Consider the following 16,306-nt stretch of genomic DNA (forward strand, 5'->3'; position numbering starts at 1 on the left):
ACGGCCCGCGTTCAGCGTTTGTCGCCCGGAAGGTCCGGTCGCCGCTCGCGGGTGATGCGTTCGGCCTCGGCGCGGCGCCATTTCTCGACGGCGCCGTGATCGCCGGAGGTGAGAACCGGCGGGATCGTGCGGCCCTCCCATTCGGAGGGACGCGTGTAGTGCGGATGCTCCAGCAGCCCGCCCTCGAAGCTTTCATGTGTGCCGGACTGCTGGTTACCCATGACACCGGGAAGCAGGCGCACGACCGCATCGAGCAGGGTGAGGGCGGCCATCTCGCCGCCCGAAAGCACATAATCGCCGATCGAGACTTCCAACAGATTGCGCGCTTCGATGACCCGTTCATCGACCCCCTCGAAGCGGCCGCAGAGGATGAGAGCGCCGTCTCCGGCCGCGAGATCGCGGACGAAGTCCTGCGACAGGGGGCGGCCGCGGGGGCTCATCATCAGCCGGGGACGCATGTCGCCTTCAGGGCTTGCCGCGTCGATCGCATCGGCGACGACATCCGCGCGCATCACCATGCCGGCACCGCCTCCGGCAGGCGTATCGTCCACCGCTCGGTGCTTGCCGCGCCCGAACTCGCGGATTTGCCGGGCTTCCAGTGACCAGTCGCCACGCTCCAGCGCCTTGCCGGCCAGCGACAGACCGAGAGGACCGGGAAACATTTCCGGGTAGAGCGTCAGGATCGTTGCGCGAAAGGTCATGGAATGCCGCTTAGTCGACCGCATGGGTTCTGAAAACAGGAAAATGAAGCGGCTTAGACGTTGCGACCGGCAAGCGTGACGTCTGCTTCCGCCGAGACCCATGACCAAAGCGAGCAGGCGATTGCCGCGTGGTCGCATTGCACCACCATGGATTTCCGTGCAGTTTCCGATATCTACCGGCGCGCAAACGATAACAGGCTTTTGCCGACTATCCGAAAAATCGGGCGTGGCGTTCAAATTGCCTTGCATGTGCTCAGGGAGGAAACATGGGCGCGCTCAATATACTGGTCTTTCTGGGATTCACCGCGCTCGTCGGTATCCTGTCCTACATCTGGACGCGAGGAACCGACGAAGAGCATTCGGACGGTTACTTTCTCGGCGGACGCTCGCTGACAGCGCCGGTCATCTGCGGCTCTCTGCTTCTGACCAATCTTTCCACCGAACAGATCGTCGGACTCAACGGCCAGGCCTTCTCCGACGGCATCCTCGTGATGGCCTGGGAGACACTTGCCGCGATCGCGATGGTGGTGACGGCGCTCGTCCTTCTGCCACGCTATCTCTATGGCGGCGTCGCGACGATCCCGTCATTCCTCGAAGAGCGCTACGACAACCAGACGAAGACCATCGTCTCGGCCCTGTTCCTGTCGGGTTATGCGATCGTCCTGTTACCGATCGTGCTTTATTCCGGCGCGCTCGCGCTCTCGACCATGTTCGACGTGCCGCAGCTTCTGGGCGTCGGCGATACGGCCGCGCTCTGGATCACGGTCTGGGCGATCGGCATCGTCGGCTCGATCTACGCGATTTTCGGCGGGCTGAAGGCCGTTGCGGTGTCCGATACGATCAACGCCGTCGGTCTCTTCACGGGCGGTCTTCTGGTTCCTGTCTTCGGCCTTCTCGTCGTCGGCGAGGGCTCGATCAGTCAGGGGCTCTCGACGCTCTGGAACGAGCATCCCGAGAAGTTCGACGCGATCGGCGGGCCTGACTCGTCGATACCCTTCGCGACGATCTTCACCGGCATGATGCTGGTTCAGCTGTTCTATTGGGGCACGAACCAGGCGATCATCCAGCGTGCGCTGGGCGCAAAGAACCTGAAGGAAGGCCAGAAGGGGCTTCTCTTCGCCGCCTTCCTTAAAATTCTCGGGCCGATCATCGTCGTCCTGCCGGGTATCATCGCGTTCCACCTCTTCCCGGATCTCGAAACGCCGGACGAGGCCTATCCGACGCTGGTAACCGAGGTTCTGCCCTTCTACCTCGTCGGCTTCTTCGCGGCGGTGCTGTTCGGGGCAATCCTGTCCTCGTTCAACTCTGCGCTGAACTCTTCGGTGACGCTGTTCGGTATCGACATCTACCGACAGTACATCAAACAGGACGCGACAGACCGGCAGGTCGTGCAGGCCGGCAAGTATTTCGGCATCGTTCTCGCCATCGCCTCGATGACGATCGCGCCGTTCATCGCCAATGCGCCGCAGGGCCTGTTCGGCTATCTGCAGGAGGTGAACGGCTGCTATTCGATCCCGATCCTGACGATCATCCTCGTCGGCATCTTCACGAAGCGCGTGCCGCCGATCGCCGCCAAGGTCGCGCTCGCCTCAGGCGTGATCCTCTACATGATCAGCCAGTTCGGGCTGAAATTCGCGGTCGGCGAGGACAGCTATCCTCACTATCTCCACGTGATGGCGATCCTCTTCGTGCTCAACGTCATCATCATGCTGATCATCGGCAAGATGCGGCCGCGCACGAGCGACTTCGTGGCTCGAGAGAGCGGTGCCGTGGAGATGACGAGCTGGAATCTGGCTTGGCCTCTCGGCATCGTCGTCATCCTTATCGTCGCCTCGACCTACGTCATCTTCACCTGAGCTGGCGGGCCTGAACGAAAAAGCCGCGGAAAGCTTCAAGCTCTCCGCGGCTTTTCATGTGTCTAGACAGGTACGTGCGAAATGCGTCGGCTTACTTGCCGCTGCGGGCGCGCTCTTCGCGAAGAATCTGTCCGATGCGCGGTGCGCGATTGTGGGAATCGCGAACGAGGTCCGAGAAGAATCCGCGTACGCGGCTGCCGAAAGTGTTGTTCTGACGATTGGTCATGGTTGGCTCCTGGTATGTTTCGTGTTTTCGAAAGATCGGGTCGGCTTATTTGCCGTGGCGCTGCCTGGTCTGCTCAAGGGCATGTTCCAGGCGCTGGGTCCGGTTGCCGGACTCGCGGACGAGTTCGCCGAAAAAGCCGCGGATACGGTTCGTGACGGTGGGCTTGTTCATGGCGTGACCCCTTTTCTCTCGATTTCTCATCTTTGTTGACCTTCATATGCGCCTTAGTGGGACTCGGGAGAAGGCGCGCAATTCGAAAGCTTCTATGCACTGGGTGTGACCCTCGTATTTGCCGCCGTTCACGAATTCTCAGGCTTCTTCTATAGCCACAAAAAAAGCCCGCATCCGAAGGTGGATGCGGGCGGATCAGGATCGGCTATGAAGCGTTTGGCTCAGCTCGCGGCGCGCTTCGTGATCTTTACCGGTATCGATTTTGCCGCCGGCACATGGGCCCGCCGCGAATGGTGCCAGAGCGGGATCAGGCCGTTCAGCTCCGGGAAATAGCCGGCGCAATTACCGTCCGGGATCTCCCAGGCATGGACGCGGTAGTCCTCAACCTTACGGGAAACCCCGTCGTCCGCCACCGTCTCGATGTCGATCCGATCCCGATCCGTGATGCCAAGCCGCTTCATGTCGGCTGCGTTCATGAGAATGATCATCCGCGTGCCGTCGATACCGCGCAGGCGGTCGTCATAGCCGTAGACCGAGGTGTTGAACTGGTCGTTCGAGCGGACGGTCATGAGCTTGAAGACATTGGGAGAGGTCGTGTCGATATCCGGATCGACGTCGAAGCTTTCCGGCGTCAGAAAGTTCGCCTTGCCAGTTTCCGTCCGCCATTCGCGTTTACAGGCGCCGATGTCGCGGTGGAAGCCGCCGGGTTGGCGGAAGCGCTCGTTGAATTGGCGGAAATCATCCGGGTAGGCGCGTTCGATGGCATCGCGGACCTTGGAATAGTCGGCGACCCATGCGTCCCACGGAACGCTCGACTTGCCGCCGATCGTCGCCTTTGCGAGTTCGGCGGTGATCTTCGGCTCGGAAAGGAGTTCCTTCGAAGCCGGTTCCGTCTTGCCGAAGGAGGCGTGGATGCAGGCGGTGGAGTCCTCGACCGAGACCGTCTGATCGATGCCGTTCTGCGTGTCGCGTTCCAGCCGTCCGAGGCAGGGAAGGATGTAGGTGTTTTTCGCGGCCAGCAGATGGTTGCGGTTCAGCTTGGTGGAGATCTGCACATTGAGGCGCATGTTCCGCCACGCCTTCTCGATGGCGGCGGTCTCGGGCACGGCGCGGGAGAAGTTGCCGCCGAGGCAGACGAAGCCCTTTACCGAGCCATCAAGAATGCCCTGGCAGGATTCCACCGTATCGAGGCCTTTCTCCTTCGGTACCGTGAATTCGTAGAAGCTCTCGAATCTGTCGACCGGGATGAGGTCAGGCTTTTCCGTGATGCCGACGGTGCGCTGGCCCTGAACGTTGGAATGGCCGCGGATCGGCGAAATGCCGGCGCCCTTCTTGCCCATCATGCCGCGCATGAGGAGCAGATTGCAGAGCATCTGCACGTTCTCGATACCGTGGCGATGCTGGGTGAGGCCCATGCCGTAATTGGCGATGACGCGCTCGGCCCTGGAATAGACGCGGCCAGTGTGTTCGAGGTCGGCGCGCGTCAGGCCCGAGCAGCGCTCGATCTGGGCCCAGTTGGCATTTCTGACGAAGCTTTCAAAGGCTTCGAAGCCGTGGCAGTGCTCTTCGATGAAAGCGGTATCGAGGACGCTCGGTTTGCCGGCCTCTTTTGCCGCGTCGTCGAGGGCGAAGACGGCCTTGGCGATGCCGGTCATTGCCGCGATGTCGCCGCCGCATTTGAGTTGATAATAGTCGCTCGACATCTTGGTGCCCTCGTCGGGCGAGAGCATTTCCAGCGGATGCTGCGGGCTCTTGAAGCGCATCAGCCCGCGTTCCTGCAACGGATTGAACGTGATGACCGGAGCGCCGCGCTTGCGCGCTTCCTGCACCCAATGGAGGAGGCGCGGGGCGTTGGTGCCGGTATTGTGCCCGAAGAAAAACATCATGTCGCAGGCATCGAAGTCTTCGAGCGTGACGGTACCGACGGGTGAACCGATGGACTCCGGCAGGCCGACCGAAGTCGACTCGTGACACATGTTCGAGGAATCGGGCAGGTTGTTCGAGCCGTAGATGCGGGCGAAGAGCTGCCACATATGCGAGGCTTCAAGTGAGGCGCGACCGGAGACGTAGAAGACGACGGATTTCGGGTCCATGTCGTTGAGTTCGGCGCCGATCTCCTTGAAGGCCGTCTCCCAGGTCACCGGAATGTACTGATCGAGACTTGCGTCGTATTTTAGCGGCGTCGTCAGCCGGCCCTGCTTTTCCAGATCGTGGTCGGTCCATTCGAGGAGTTCGGAAACCCTGTGCTTGCGGAAGAATTCGCGGTCACAGCGCTTGGGCGTGATTTCCCATAACGTCGCCTTGGCGCCATTCTCGCAGTATTCGAACGGTCGCGGATCAGCTGGCTTTGCCCACGAACAGGAGCTGCATTGATAGCCGTCGGCCTTGTTCTGGCGTTCCAGGGTCGCCCACACGGTCGAAGTCAGAAGGCCTTCCTGGACCGATTTGTCGACGAGGGACTTGACCGAGCCCCACCCGCCGGTCGGGCGGTCATAGGGTTCAATCGTCGGATTGTCCGTGTTCTCGCTGCGATCCATCGGATTGTCGCTCCTCGTCTTCTCGCCGGCAGCATTGAATGTCACGCCACGCCCTGGTGAGGTAACGCGTCAGCCAAGGTCCGGTTCGAAAGGCCCGATCGTCGCAGTCGTTTGCCGACTGGCTATCTTCACAATCGCCTAACGCTCGACCACCAGCCTGCGTCCGGATCTCAGGAACGGTGAGATCTTCGCCATGTCCTTCGGCGCGATCGCGATACAGCCTTCCGTCGGCGGATAGCCCGGTTTTGCGATGTGAAAGAAGATGGCGCTGCCACGGTGGCGGGCCCGAGACCGGATGTTCCAGTCGAGGATGACGACGAAATCATAAAGGCGGTCGTTGCGGACCATCGCCTCGCTGCTGGCCGGGAAGGGCAGGCGGACCGGCCGATTATAGGCGGCGTGGCGTGGGGCGTCGCACCAGCCGTCGTCGGCGCGGGTCAGTTGGTTCGGCAAAATGCTTCTCGGACGAGGCATCCGCCGATGCCGATGGCGCGTAGCTAAAAGCGGCATTGCGGCGACCGGTGTGGCACCATCGCCTTCACGCTTGAAGATTGTCGTGGAAGAACGGCCCAATGCACATTGTATTCTGTAGGGTCCGGCGGCAAGAATACCGCGTTGTGGGGAGAGTGGCGAACGGCGTGCAATCAGCGACATATTATTTTTACGAGCGCGAATAATTCGTTTGTCAAGCAAGACGACATATCTATGTGATCACAATGTTTGACCGTCGGGGCGAAGTGCGTCCCGAGATAGCCATGATGAAAGACGCATGAACCAGCGTACTATCCTCATCGTCGATGACGACGACGACCTGCGGCAGACCCTTGCCGAACAGCTGGCGCTGCACGAAGAGTTCAGCGTAAGCCAGGAGGCTTCCGCCTCCAAGGGCATCCAAGCTGCGCGCGCCGGTGTGATCGACCTTCTGGTGATCGATATCGGTCTGCCGGATATGGACGGGCGCGAGGCCGTGAAAGTGCTGCGCAAGGGCGGCTTTAAGTCGCCGATCATCATTCTCACCGGGCAGGACGCGGATGCCGATACGATCCTCGGCCTCGAGGCCGGCGCGAACGACTATGTGACGAAGCCTTTCCGCTTTGCGGTTTTGCTCGCGCGTATCCGCGCCCAGCTGCGCCAGCACGAGCAGAGCGAGGACGCCACCTTCCAGGTGGGGCCGTACGTGTTCAAGCCGAGCCAGAAGCTGCTCGTCGACGACAAGGGTACGAAGATACGTCTGACAGAGAAGGAAACGGCGATCATCCGTTTCCTCTATCGGGCGGACCGCGGTGTCATCACGCGCGACGTGCTTCTCGAAGAGGTCTGGGGCTACAATTCCGGCGTCACCACGCACACGCTGGAAACCCATGTCTATCGCCTGCGCCAGAAGATCGAGCCAGATCCGTCCAATGCACGGCTGCTCGTCACGGAATCCGGCGGTTACAAGCTGGTTCCGTAAGCGCTTCGAACGGAAGGACCGGCGGTGAGCCTTCAAAGCGATATCGCTATCCTCCGAGGCGTGACGCTGTTCGACGATCTCGATAACGATGCTCTGCGCCTTCTTGCATTCGGCGCGGAACACAGGCGCTTTCCGGCCGGCGATACGATCTTTCGTGAGGCCGCGATCGCGGATGCGGGTTTCGTCGTTGCACAAGGAACCGTGGTTCTCTCCACCGGCAAGGCGGATAACCCGAAGCTCGTCGGTGCCTATGGCCCCGGAACCCTGCTTGGGGAGATGGCGCTGATCACCGATACGCGCCGGCCCGCGACGGCGCGAGCCGAGACGCAATGCGACCTCCTGCGGATCGGCCGGGCGCATTTTCGGCGACTTCTCGAGGAATATCCAAGCTTTGCGGCCGGGCTCGAAGCCCGGCTGCGTGACCGGTTCATTCAGATGACGCGGCAGCTCGCCGCTATGGAAAACCGGTTCAGCGACTGACGAGACTCAGGCCGCTACGGAGCGAAGCGTGTCGCAGATGTCGTCGACCACGTCTTCCACCAGCTGCGGATCGTCGCCTTCCGCCATGACGCGGATCAACGGTTCGGTGCCGGACGGGCGGATGACGAGACGGCCGGAATTGCCGAGGCGACTGCGGCCGGTCTCGATCACGGTCTTGACCTCGTCTTTTTCCAGCGGCGTGCCGCCGCCGAAGCGCACGTTTTTGAGGAATTGCGGCACCGGCTCGAAGCGCCGGCAGACCTCCGAAACCTTGCCGCCCCGCTGCTTGACGACGGCGAGCACCTGAAGCGCCGAGATCAGGCCGTCGCCGGTCGTGCCGTAGTCGGAGAGGACGATATGGCCCGACTGCTCGCCGCCGACATTGTAGCCGTGCTCGCGCATGTGTTCGACGACGTAACGGTCGCCGACCTTGGTGCGGGCGAGCAAGAGGTTCTGGGCTTCTAGGAAGCGCTCCAGGCCGAGATTGGACATGATGGTGGCGACGATGCCGCCAGCGGCGAGGCGGCCGTCGTCGTTCCAGCTCTCGGCGATGACCGCCATCAGCTGATCGCCGTCGACGATCTCGCCGCGCTCGTCGACGACGAGAACGCGGTCCGCGTCACCATCGAGGGCAATGCCGATATCAGCGCGGACTTCCTTCACCTTGGCGACGAGCGCGTTAGGCGAGGTGGAACCGCAGTCGCGGTTGATGTTCGTGCCGTCCGGGCTCGTACCGATCTCGACGACATCGCCGCCGAGCTCCCACAGGACTTTCGGCGCGACGTCGTAGCCTGCGCCGTTGGCGCAGTCGATCGCGATCCGCAAACCGTCAAACGAGAGTTCGCGGGGCAGGGTGCGCTTCGCAAACTCGATATAGCGATCGTGGACGCCGTCGATACGGGTCGCGCGGCCCATGCCGGAACCAGTCGGCATCCGGTTGGTGAGGTCCTTTTCGAGGAGGGCTTCGATCTGGCTCTCGATCTGGTCCGAGAGCTTGTAACCGTCGGGCCCGAAGAGCTTGATGCCGTTATCTTCGAACGGATTGTGCGAGGCCGAGATCATGACGCCGATATCGGCGCGCAGCGAGCGCGTGAGCATGGCGACGGCTGGCGTTGGCATCGGGCCGAGCAGGAAGACGTCCATGCCGGCGGCGGTGAAGCCCGCCACCATGGCGTTTTCGAGCATGTACGAGGAGCGGCGCGTATCCTTGCCGATGACGACCCGGTGGCGATGTTCGCCGCGATGGAAGACGAGCCCGGCGGCCATGCCAACCTTGAGGGCGACCTCGGGCGTCATCGGAAAGCGGTTCGCCTTGCCGCGAATTCCATCCGTGCCGAAATACTTTCTCGCCATGGTCGTCTCCGAAATCCTGTTGCATGCGCCGGGCGGACGCGTGCCATCCGGCGTTTTCATTGTCGCCGCAACAGCAAACACATTGCGCCGATTGCTTGGCAATCAGGCATGCATGGATGGGTTTGCGCTCAAGTGTGGGATTTCTAGCACGTTCGCGAAACGCGGAGGCCGGCTTTCACGAAGCGTGGTGAATGCAAAGCGACGGATGAAATGCCGTGTCGGTCAAGCGCCGGGCCGGGCGCCGTCGGCCTCAGATGCGGCCGGTCTGTCCGCGATGGCGCAGATAATGGTCGGCGACGGCGCAGGCGACCATGGCCTCGCCGATCGGAACGGCACGGATGCCGACGCAGGGGTCGTGCCGGCCCTTCGTGACCACTTCGATCTCGTTGCCATCCCGGTCGATCGAGAGTCGTGGCGTCAGGATGGAAGAGGTGGGCTTGACGGCAAAGCGGGCGACGATAGGCGCCCCCGTCGAGATGCCGCCGAGAATGCCGCCAGCGTGGTTCGCCTCGAAGTTCGGCTTTCCGTCCGGCCCCATGCGCATCTCGTCGGCATTCTGGGTGCCGCGCAGCGCGGCGGAGGCAAAGCCGTCGCCGATTTCGACGCCCTTCACCGCGTTTATCGACATCAGCCCGGCGGCGATATCGGTGTCGAGCTTTGCGTAAAGGGGCGCCCCGAGACCGGGGGGAACGTTCTCGGCGACGATCTCGATGATGGCGCCGACGCTGTCATGGCTCTTGCGCATGGCGTCTAGATAGTCAACGAAGATCGGGATGGAGTCGGCATCGGGCGTGAAGAACGGATTGTCCTGCCGCTCGATGACGGACCAGTCCCATGCGCTGCGATCGATCGCCTTTTCGCCGATCTGGACGATGGCGCCGCGCACTTTCATGTCCGGCACGATCTTGCGGGCGATGGCGCCTGCGGCAACGCGCATTGCTGTTTCGCGGGCAGAGGAGCGACCGCCGCCACGGAAGTCGCGCAAGCCGTATTTCACGTCATAGGCATAGTCGGCGTGGCCCGGCCGATATTGTTTGGCGATATCGCCGTAATCCTTCGAGCGCTGGTCTACATTGTCGATGTGGAGCGCGATTGGTGTGCCTGTGGTGACCATGACGTCGGGATCGGTCTCGTCGGAGATGACGCCCGAGAGGACAGCGACTTCATCGGGTTCGCGGCGCTGGGTCACGAAGCGCGAGGAGCCGGGCCGCCTGCGGTCGAGCTCGGCCTGGATGTCGCGCAGCGTAAAACGCAGTCCGGGCGGGCAGCCGTCGATCGTAGCGCCGATCGCGGGGCCGTGACTCTCGCCCCAGGTGGTGACGCGGAAAAGATGCCCGAAGGTATTGTGCGACATGGTTAATCAGATCCGAAATGCCGGCGCGCCAAGCCCTCGGCGCGCGTCTGAAAGCTCGTCTATGGCAGGGCGCCGGGCAGCGTCAAACCGGATTCACGAATTCGTCACGGCGCGATACCCGGAAATGCCATAATCGCATACCCATCTAACGGTGTGCAGCGCTTGAAGCAGCGAGACCGGCGAGACGGACGAACGTGGGGACGTTCTGAAATCTTGCTTCGCTTGCGACAGCCCAATGCAGCAGGCGTTTGCCGATCGGGTCTTTCGCATGGTGGAGGATCGGAACGGCTTAGCTCAGAGTGTTCAAGAGGTGGGTTACATGTCACGACGTATCGTCGCATTCTTCGCAAGCTCATTCCTGTGTGTCGCGATGACCATTCCGGCCAGCGCGGTCGAGGCGGAAGGCTTCGTTCTGGAAGTGAACGAGGAATCCGAGCAGATGCAGCTTTCCGACGGCAGGACTTATGATCTGCCGAAGAACTTCGACTATCGCGCGGTCGTGCCCGGCATGCCGGTTCATCTGATCTACGACGAAGCAAACGGCCACAATATCTATCCGTTCTCGGCCTGATTCGTCTGTGAAAGACGCGCTGGTTTCAGAGCCAGCGCGTACCATGTCGGTCGAAGGTGAGGACGCGATCCTGGGGCACGATCGTCATGGCCGCATCTTGGCCTGACAGCCCGCCATATTCCTTGAGCACCGCGCGGCTGACTCCGCCATGGGAAACGAGGATCGTCTTCGGCTCAAGTTCGGCGAGAAGTGGGCGTATTCGTTCGAGCAGTTCGGCGTAGGACTCAGCGCCCTTTCCCGGGCAGCGGTAGTTCCACTTGTCAGCTTCGCGGTCCGCCAGCACCTTCGGGTTCGTTTCGCCTATCTCCGCCAGTGTCGAACCTTCCCAGTCGCCATAGCCGACCTCGACAAGCCGATCGTCGGTCTCGAAGTCGTCGATATCGAGGCGGAGTTCCCTTCGGATGATCCGCATCGTCTCCTGGGCGCGCCCGAGAGGCGAGGCGATATAGCGGTATTCGCCGGCGCTCATTCCCAGAAGATTGCGAAAATATGTGCCGTTCCGCTTGGCCTGCGATCGCCCGAGCTCGTTGAGCGGAACTTCGCGCCGCCCTTGGAGGCGCTCCTCGGCATTATAGTCCGTCTGCCCATGACGGCAGAAGTAGACGTCGTCGACGATCATCGCTCGCGGGTGCCCTGATCTCGTTGCGGTGACCGGCCGGTCAGTCTTAGGATTACGTTGCTACTCGTCCTTCACGACCGAAATATCGGGCGCGTCGACGGCCTTCATCCCGACCGTGTGATAGCCCGAATCAACGTGATGGACTTCGCCCGTCACGCCCTTGGACATATCGGAGAGGAGATAGAGCGCGGACTGGCCGACCTCGTCAGTCGTGACGGTGCGCTTCAGCGGAGAATTGTATTCGTTCCACTTCAGAATGTAGCGGAAATCGCCGATGCCTGAGGCCGCGAGCGTCTTGATCGGGCCGGCGGAGATCGCGTTGACGCGGATCTTCTGATTGCCGAGATCGACCGCGAGATAGCGGACGGAGGCTTCCAGTGCCGCCTTGGCGACGCCCATCACGTTATAGTGCGGCATGACCTTCTCGGCGCCGTAATAGGTCAGCGTCAGCATCGACCCGCCATCGCTCATCAGTCGCTGCGCGCGGGCGGCGACCGAAGTGAACGAGTAGACCGAGATATCCATCGTGGAGAGGAAGTTGTCGCGGCTCGTATGGATGTAGCGGCCCGTGAGTTCCGCCTTGTTCGAATAGGCGACGGCGTGGACGAAGAAGTCGATCTTGCCCCATTTCTCGCCGAGATGATCAAAGATCGCATCGACGCTTTCGTCGTTGCCGACATCGCAGTGGCCGGCGACATAGGCACCGAGTTCTGCCGCAAGCGGCTCGACACGCTTCTTCAAGGCGTCGTTCTGATAGGTGAGGGCAATTTCCGCGCCCTGATCGGCGAGCGCCTTGGCGATGCCGTATGCGATCGACCGGTTGTTGGCGATGCCCATGATCAGGCCCCGCTTACCTTTCATGAGACCGGTCATTTGGGTCATTACGCCTCTCCTTGCCGCGAAGCACCGCGGGATAGCCTATCGTTTACACGTGCGGGTATGGCACAGGGCCGCAGGCCCTTCAAGAAACGGCGTGGAGGAGGGTGAACACCGTTTATTGCAACTGTTTCGAAGAAGTGCGGAGGCTCGACCGGCCTGGAGAGCAAATTGAGGCTGTCGATCGATCACCGATCCGGTCGCTCAGCGGTGTCGAGGCCGCGCATGCAGGCTTTCAGGGTCGGCGGAAGCCGAAGAACCGTGTTTCCCTCGGGACAAGGCCGGGGCGGATTATTCCGCCATCGGCTCCTTCGAGAACTCGCGTTCCAGCACCGCGCGAAGCGGATCGTCCTTGTCCGGCAATGCAATTCGTGTGGTGACGAGGAGATCGTTGCGCGTTCCGATCTTGGTCGAAAGGCCCTTGCCCTTGAGGCGGAAAGTGCGGCCCGAATCGGTCCAGGCCGGGATCGTAAGATTGACCCGGCCTTCCAAGGTATCGACGGCGACCTTGCCGCCTGTCACTGCCGTTCGAAGCGGAAGCGAGACGTCGGCGCGCAGATCGCGGCCATCGACGCGGAAGCGATCGTGCGGCAGAATCTTGATACGGACGAGCGCGTCGCCTGCCTGCCCGTGCGGACCCGGCGCCGGCTGACCCTGGCCGCGAAGCCGGATCTGCTGGCCGTCTTCCACGCCGTCAGGCAGCTTGATCGCGAGTCGCTTGCCGCTGGAGAACTCGACCTCGATCTTCTTGTCGGCGACGATGTCTTCGAGCGAGATCGAAAGCGAGGCTTCGATATCCGCGCCCTTGCGGGAGGCTTCGCGCGCAGCCGAGAAGCCGGCGCCAGCGGGGCCTGCACCTGCACCTGCTCCCGGCCGCTTTGCCCCGCCACCCGCTCCGCCGAAGGCCGAGGAGAAGAAGTCGGAGAAGATCGTCTCGGCGTCGAACTGGGAGCCCGCGCCGCGCGAAGAGGAGAAGTCGAACCCTCCCTGGCCGGCACCCGGGCGCGTGCGTGAGCCGAAGGGGCTGCCGCCACCGCCTCCGAAGCCCTGGAACTTCGGCTTGCCTTCGGCGTCGATCTCGCCGCGATCGAACTGGCCGCGCTTTTCCTTATCGCCCAGAATCTCGTAGGCCTGATTGGCCTCGTTGAACCGGCTCACTGCGGTCTTGTCGTCGGGATTGGCGTCGGGGTGGTATTTCTTGGCGAGCTTACGGAAAGCGGATTTGATCTCCTTCTCACTCGCCGATTTCGCAACACCGAGTACGGAGTAGGGATCGCGCATCGCGCTCTTCGTCCTTGTTCAGATGGATATCGATCGGCCTGCGAATGACGGGCCAGTGGTTCACATGAAAGACATATGGGTTGAAACCGAGGCCATTGAAAGGGCTGATTCGGCCATGTTCGTGGCAGGGCTGAATGCCAGCACGAAGGCTTTGGAGAATGGCCGCGAACCGTCTATCTGAGGGCGGCACAGGACCTGCGAGGAGAGAGTTTGCGATGAGCGAAAAGAGGGCGGAGCGGATAGGTGATGTCAGGCTCGGCGGCGAGCCGGTGGGCGACGATCCGTTCGCGCTGTTTTCCGAATGGTTCGAGGCGGCGGATAAGACCGAGGTCAACGACGCCAACGCGCTATCCCTCGCGACCGTGTTCCCGGATGGACAGCCGGACGTGCGGATCGTGCTTCTGAAGGGCTTCGATGAGCGGGGCTTCGTGTTCTACACCAATTTCGAGAGCGCGAAGGGCCAGCAGATCCTCAGCGTCCTGCGGGCGGCGATGGCGTTTCACTGGAAGTCCCAGCGTCGTCAGGTGCGGGTGAGGGGCGCGATCGAGATCGTCTCCGACGAAGAGGCTGACGCCTATTACGCATCGCGTCCGCGCGGCAGCCGGATCGGCGCCTGGGCTTCGGAGCAGTCGCGACCGCTGGAAAGTCGCGAAGCGCTGGAGGCGCGGGTGAGAGAACTCGAAGGGCAGTATGGTGAGGGGGACATTCCGCGCCCTCCGCACTGGTCGGGCTTTCGGCTCGTTCCGGTGGCGATCGAGTTCTGGCAGAACGGTGAATACCGGCTGCACGACCGCGCGCTCTACGAGCGGGCTAGCAAGGATGCGCCTTGGGTGATCACGCGGCTTTCTCCTTGAGAGAATGGGCCGTGAATGGGGATCGATGAACGGCACACTCTCGATCGTGATGCCGGTCCTGAACGAAGCAGCGACCATTGGCTGGGCGCTTCAGGGTGCCCGGCAGGCATGCCCCAATGCCGAGATCGTGGTCGTGGACGGAGGAAGCTCCGACGGTACAGCCGACCTGGCGCGTGATCTCGCCGACCTGGTGGTTTTGTCGAAACCCGGCCGGGCGCGGCAGATGAATGCCGGTGCGCGGGCCGCGTCAGGCGATGTCCTTCTCTTTCTCCATGCCGATACCCGCCTGCCTCCGGACGCTGAAGAGCGTGTTTGGGAGGGGCTCGCCGGCATCCATGAATGGGGCCGTTTCGATGTGCGGATCGAGGGGCGCCCAAGGATTCTGTCGCTGGTCGGCGCGCTCATGAACCTGCGATCGCGGCTGACAGGTGTTGCGACGGGTGATCAGGCGATCTTCGTGCGAAGAGCCACCTTCGAACGGGTCGGCGGCTTTCCGGACATTCCGTTGATGGAGGACGTCGCCCTCTCGAAGAGTCTGCGGATCATCACGCGCCCCTCATGCCTTCGTCTGAAAGCGGTCACCTCCGGCCGCCGCTGGGAGGCGAACGGTCCGCTGCGGACGATCCTCACCATGTGGATTCTGCGGCTGGCCTATGTCGGCGGCGTATCGCCGGAGCGTCTTGCCGAACTCTACGGCCGGCTGAAGGCGCGGTGAGAACGGTCTTCTCGACCTTCATCGCACCGTAAAGCTTCGCGCCCGAGCAAGGAGTGGCCGCGCAGTCTCCTCCGCGAGGGTCGCCGGCAGGCCGATATCCCGCCGCTGCCAATCCGGCATGTCCTCCACCAGACGCTGAAGTGCATGGCGTTGCCGCGCTAGACGACGCGAGCGGCGATAAAGCTTCAAGAGATCCGTCGGTGTGGTCATCCTGGCCTCCTTGAGCATCACGGAACTGCCGTCATGCGTTCGATTGACCGGAAGCTAGGTGGCGGTTATCATTCAATCAAACGAATTCTTTCAATGGTAAATTCAATGAATTTGAATATTCAAACGCAGGGCTCGACCCCTGCAACCCCGCTGCTCGACATCGACCTCTTGAGGAGCTTTGCCGCGATCATTGATGAGGGCAGCTTTTCCGCCGCGGCGGAAAAGGTCGGGCGCTCACCCTCGGCAATTTCCATGCAGATCAAGCGGTTGGAGGAGATGACCGGCGCTGAGCTCCTGAAGCGCGACGCCCGCTCCGTGAGGCTCACGAGTGAGGGCGAGATCCTGCTTGGCTTTGCCCGTCAGTTTCTCGAGCTCAACAGAAAGGCGATCGGCGCTCTCGGCCGCCCGGAACTCGAAGGTCAGATCCGTCTCGGTCTTCCCGACGACTACGGCGAGACGGTGCTGCCATACATGCTGCGGCACTTCTCCGAGCGCTATCCCTCGGTCGTCGTCGACGTGACCATGCAGAACACGCGCGAGACGCTCGATCTGTTCGATCGTGGCAAGGTGGATGTCGCGGTGTTTTCCTTCGATGAGGAGGGCACGAATGCGGTGGGGGCAGAATGCCTGTTTACCGATCCACTCGTCTGGGTCGGTGCGCGGGGCGGGACGGCGCATCTTCGCGACCCTCTGCCGCTCTCCATGTGGGATGAAAGCTGCGTGTGGCGCCGATGCGCCGTCGCTGCTCTGGAGAGCGTCGGACGGCCCTGGCGGATCGCCTATACATGCGCCCACACGCCGGGCCAGCGGGCCGCCGTGCGCGCCGGGATTGCGATCGCGCCGGTCTCTCGCATCTTCGCCGGGGATGACGTGAAGATCCTTGGCGAAGAAGACGGTTTGCCGCCCATGAGCGACTATTCGATCGGCATGAAACTGCGAGATGAACCATCCGAACAGGCGAAGGTGATCGCCGACCATCTGCGCGCCTTCTTCCGCGAATTGAGGGAGAAGCGGTAGGTTCGGTTGGCTCGTTTGAGGCGACAGTTCGA

Annotated in this window: 18 protein-coding genes; 7 read left to right on the plus strand and 11 right to left on the minus strand. The window is 62.1% G+C overall.

What is annotated here, in order from left to right; all coding sequences use genetic code 11:
• Positions 1–11: 11 nt before the first annotated feature.
• Complete coding sequence (gene trmD / locus ABRA89_RS01630) at positions 12–701, minus strand: tRNA (guanosine(37)-N1)-methyltransferase TrmD (protein ID WP_349939701.1); 690 nt, start codon at positions 699–701, stop codon at positions 12–14.
• 266 nt (positions 702–967) lie between these two features.
• Between trmD and ABRA89_RS01635 the strand changes: the two genes are divergently transcribed.
• Positions 968–2,557: a solute:sodium symporter family transporter gene (locus ABRA89_RS01635; protein WP_349939702.1), complete on the plus strand. Its 1,590-nt coding sequence runs from the start codon at positions 968–970 to the stop codon at positions 2,555–2,557.
• Positions 2,558–2,648: 91 nt separating this feature from the next.
• On the opposite strand, the gene ABRA89_RS01640 is transcribed toward ABRA89_RS01635, so the two are convergent.
• The 4 genes from ABRA89_RS01640 to ABRA89_RS01655 form a co-directional block, all read right to left on the minus strand.
• Complete coding sequence (locus ABRA89_RS01640) at positions 2,649–2,783, minus strand: hypothetical protein (protein WP_349939703.1); 135 nt, start codon at positions 2,781–2,783, stop codon at positions 2,649–2,651.
• Between the two features lie 45 nt (positions 2,784–2,828).
• On the minus strand, positions 2,829–2,954 hold the full coding sequence (locus ABRA89_RS01645) for a hypothetical protein (RefSeq protein WP_349939704.1): 126 nt from the start codon (positions 2,952–2,954) through the stop codon (positions 2,829–2,831).
• A gap of 221 nt (positions 2,955–3,175) precedes the next feature.
• The gene (locus ABRA89_RS01650; RefSeq protein ID WP_349939967.1) at positions 3,176–5,491 is read right to left on the minus strand and encodes an FdhF/YdeP family oxidoreductase; all 2,316 of its coding nucleotides are present in this window, start codon (positions 5,489–5,491) and stop codon (positions 3,176–3,178) included.
• 138 nt (positions 5,492–5,629) lie between these two features.
• Complete coding sequence (locus tag ABRA89_RS01655; protein ID WP_349939968.1) at positions 5,630–6,145, minus strand: L,D-transpeptidase family protein; 516 nt, start codon at positions 6,143–6,145, stop codon at positions 5,630–5,632.
• A gap of 115 nt (positions 6,146–6,260) precedes the next feature.
• Here ABRA89_RS01655 and ABRA89_RS01660 point away from each other — a divergent pair, with 115 nt between their 5' ends.
• Together ABRA89_RS01660 and ABRA89_RS01665 are read left to right on the plus strand one after the other, a co-directional pair.
• Positions 6,261–6,944 carry a response regulator transcription factor gene (locus ABRA89_RS01660; protein ID WP_349939705.1) on the plus strand — a complete coding sequence of 228 codons (684 nt, stop codon included), beginning with the start codon at positions 6,261–6,263 and terminating at the stop codon, positions 6,942–6,944.
• A gap of 24 nt (positions 6,945–6,968) precedes the next feature.
• Entirely contained in the window at positions 6,969–7,424 is a 456-nt protein-coding gene (locus tag ABRA89_RS01665; RefSeq protein ID WP_349939706.1) for a cyclic nucleotide-binding domain-containing protein, read from the plus strand.
• Positions 7,425–7,430: 6 nt separating this feature from the next.
• On the opposite strand, the gene glmM is transcribed toward ABRA89_RS01665, so the two are convergent.
• A complete protein-coding gene (glmM, locus tag ABRA89_RS01670; protein ID WP_349939707.1) occupies positions 7,431–8,777 on the minus strand; it encodes a phosphoglucosamine mutase in 1,347 nt (448 codons plus the stop codon).
• 250 nt (positions 8,778–9,027) lie between these two features.
• Positions 9,028–10,131, minus strand: coding sequence for a chorismate synthase (gene aroC, locus ABRA89_RS01675; RefSeq protein WP_349939708.1), 1,104 nt, complete (start codon positions 10,129–10,131; stop codon positions 9,028–9,030).
• A gap of 319 nt (positions 10,132–10,450) precedes the next feature.
• Here aroC and ABRA89_RS01680 point away from each other — a divergent pair, with 319 nt between their 5' ends.
• Positions 10,451–10,702 carry a DUF1344 domain-containing protein gene (locus ABRA89_RS01680; RefSeq protein ID WP_463671233.1) on the plus strand — a complete coding sequence of 84 codons (252 nt, stop codon included), beginning with the start codon at positions 10,451–10,453 and terminating at the stop codon, positions 10,700–10,702.
• Between the two features lie 25 nt (positions 10,703–10,727).
• Here ABRA89_RS01680 and ABRA89_RS01685 read toward each other — a convergent pair whose 3' ends face one another.
• The 3 genes from ABRA89_RS01685 to ABRA89_RS01695 all read right to left on the minus strand — a co-directional run bounded on the left by ABRA89_RS01685 (position 10,728) and on the right by ABRA89_RS01695 (position 13,478).
• On the minus strand, positions 10,728–11,321 hold the full coding sequence (locus tag ABRA89_RS01685; RefSeq protein WP_349939709.1) for a histidine phosphatase family protein: 594 nt from the start codon (positions 11,319–11,321) through the stop codon (positions 10,728–10,730).
• A gap of 60 nt (positions 11,322–11,381) precedes the next feature.
• Positions 11,382–12,203, minus strand: coding sequence for an enoyl-ACP reductase FabI (fabI, locus tag ABRA89_RS01690; protein ID WP_349939710.1), 822 nt, complete (start codon positions 12,201–12,203; stop codon positions 11,382–11,384).
• Between the two features lie 285 nt (positions 12,204–12,488).
• Positions 12,489–13,478 (minus strand): DnaJ C-terminal domain-containing protein, encoded by a 990-nt coding sequence (locus ABRA89_RS01695; RefSeq protein ID WP_349939711.1) that lies wholly within the window; start codon positions 13,476–13,478, stop codon positions 12,489–12,491.
• A 215-nt stretch (positions 13,479–13,693) separates the two neighbouring features.
• Between ABRA89_RS01695 and pdxH the strand changes: the two genes are divergently transcribed.
• Together pdxH and ABRA89_RS01705 are read left to right on the plus strand one after the other, a co-directional pair.
• Positions 13,694–14,332 (plus strand): pyridoxamine 5'-phosphate oxidase, encoded by a 639-nt coding sequence (pdxH, locus tag ABRA89_RS01700; RefSeq protein WP_349939712.1) that lies wholly within the window; start codon positions 13,694–13,696, stop codon positions 14,330–14,332.
• A gap of 25 nt (positions 14,333–14,357) precedes the next feature.
• Positions 14,358–15,047, plus strand: coding sequence for a TIGR04283 family arsenosugar biosynthesis glycosyltransferase (locus ABRA89_RS01705; RefSeq protein ID WP_349939713.1), 690 nt, complete (start codon positions 14,358–14,360; stop codon positions 15,045–15,047).
• A gap of 18 nt (positions 15,048–15,065) precedes the next feature.
• On the opposite strand, the gene ABRA89_RS01710 is transcribed toward ABRA89_RS01705, so the two are convergent.
• Positions 15,066–15,257 carry a hypothetical protein gene (locus ABRA89_RS01710; RefSeq protein WP_349939714.1) on the minus strand — a complete coding sequence of 64 codons (192 nt, stop codon included), beginning with the start codon at positions 15,255–15,257 and terminating at the stop codon, positions 15,066–15,068.
• Between the two features lie 105 nt (positions 15,258–15,362).
• Here ABRA89_RS01710 and ABRA89_RS01715 point away from each other — a divergent pair, with 105 nt between their 5' ends.
• Entirely contained in the window at positions 15,363–16,274 is a 912-nt protein-coding gene (locus tag ABRA89_RS01715; protein WP_349939715.1) for a LysR substrate-binding domain-containing protein, read from the plus strand.
• The last annotated feature ends 32 nt before the right edge of the window (positions 16,275–16,306 follow it).

The organism is Fulvimarina thalattae (assembly GCF_040239565.1).
Classification (GTDB): Bacteria; Pseudomonadota; Alphaproteobacteria; order Rhizobiales; family Rhizobiaceae; genus Fulvimarina.

Excerpts from the sequence above, each read along its gene's own strand:
- trmD (WP_349939701.1), bottom strand. The coding sequence starts at position 701 with ATGACCTTTCGCGCAACGATCCTGACGCTCTACCCGGAAATGTTTCCC.
- ABRA89_RS01635 (WP_349939702.1), top strand. The coding sequence starts at position 968 with ATGGGCGCGCTCAATATACTGGTCTTTCTGGGATTCACCGCGCTCGTC.
- ABRA89_RS01640 (WP_349939703.1), bottom strand. The coding sequence starts at position 2,783 with ATGACCAATCGTCAGAACAACACTTTCGGCAGCCGCGTACGCGGATTC.
- ABRA89_RS01645 (WP_349939704.1), bottom strand. The coding sequence starts at position 2,954 with ATGAACAAGCCCACCGTCACGAACCGTATCCGCGGCTTTTTCGGCGAA.
- ABRA89_RS01650 (WP_349939967.1), bottom strand. The coding sequence starts at position 5,491 with ATGGATCGCAGCGAGAACACGGACAATCCGACGATTGAACCCTATGAC.
- ABRA89_RS01655 (WP_349939968.1), bottom strand. The coding sequence starts at position 6,145 with ATGTCGCTGATTGCACGCCGTTCGCCACTCTCCCCACAACGCGGTATT.
- ABRA89_RS01660 (WP_349939705.1), top strand. The coding sequence starts at position 6,261 with ATGAACCAGCGTACTATCCTCATCGTCGATGACGACGACGACCTGCGG.
- glmM (WP_349939707.1), bottom strand. The coding sequence starts at position 8,777 with ATGGCGAGAAAGTATTTCGGCACGGATGGAATTCGCGGCAAGGCGAAC.
- aroC (WP_349939708.1), bottom strand. The coding sequence starts at position 10,131 with ATGTCGCACAATACCTTCGGGCATCTTTTCCGCGTCACCACCTGGGGC.
- ABRA89_RS01680 (WP_463671233.1), top strand. The coding sequence starts at position 10,451 with ATGTCACGACGTATCGTCGCATTCTTCGCAAGCTCATTCCTGTGTGTC.
- ABRA89_RS01685 (WP_349939709.1), bottom strand. The coding sequence starts at position 11,321 with ATGATCGTCGACGACGTCTACTTCTGCCGTCATGGGCAGACGGACTAT.
- fabI (WP_349939710.1), bottom strand. The coding sequence starts at position 12,203 with ATGACCCAAATGACCGGTCTCATGAAAGGTAAGCGGGGCCTGATCATG.
- ABRA89_RS01695 (WP_349939711.1), bottom strand. The coding sequence starts at position 13,478 with ATGCGCGATCCCTACTCCGTACTCGGTGTTGCGAAATCGGCGAGTGAG.
- pdxH (WP_349939712.1), top strand. The coding sequence starts at position 13,694 with ATGAGCGAAAAGAGGGCGGAGCGGATAGGTGATGTCAGGCTCGGCGGC.
- ABRA89_RS01705 (WP_349939713.1), top strand. The coding sequence starts at position 14,358 with ATGAACGGCACACTCTCGATCGTGATGCCGGTCCTGAACGAAGCAGCG.
- ABRA89_RS01710 (WP_349939714.1), bottom strand. The coding sequence starts at position 15,257 with ATGACCACACCGACGGATCTCTTGAAGCTTTATCGCCGCTCGCGTCGT.
- ABRA89_RS01715 (WP_349939715.1), top strand. The coding sequence starts at position 15,363 with ATGAATTTGAATATTCAAACGCAGGGCTCGACCCCTGCAACCCCGCTG.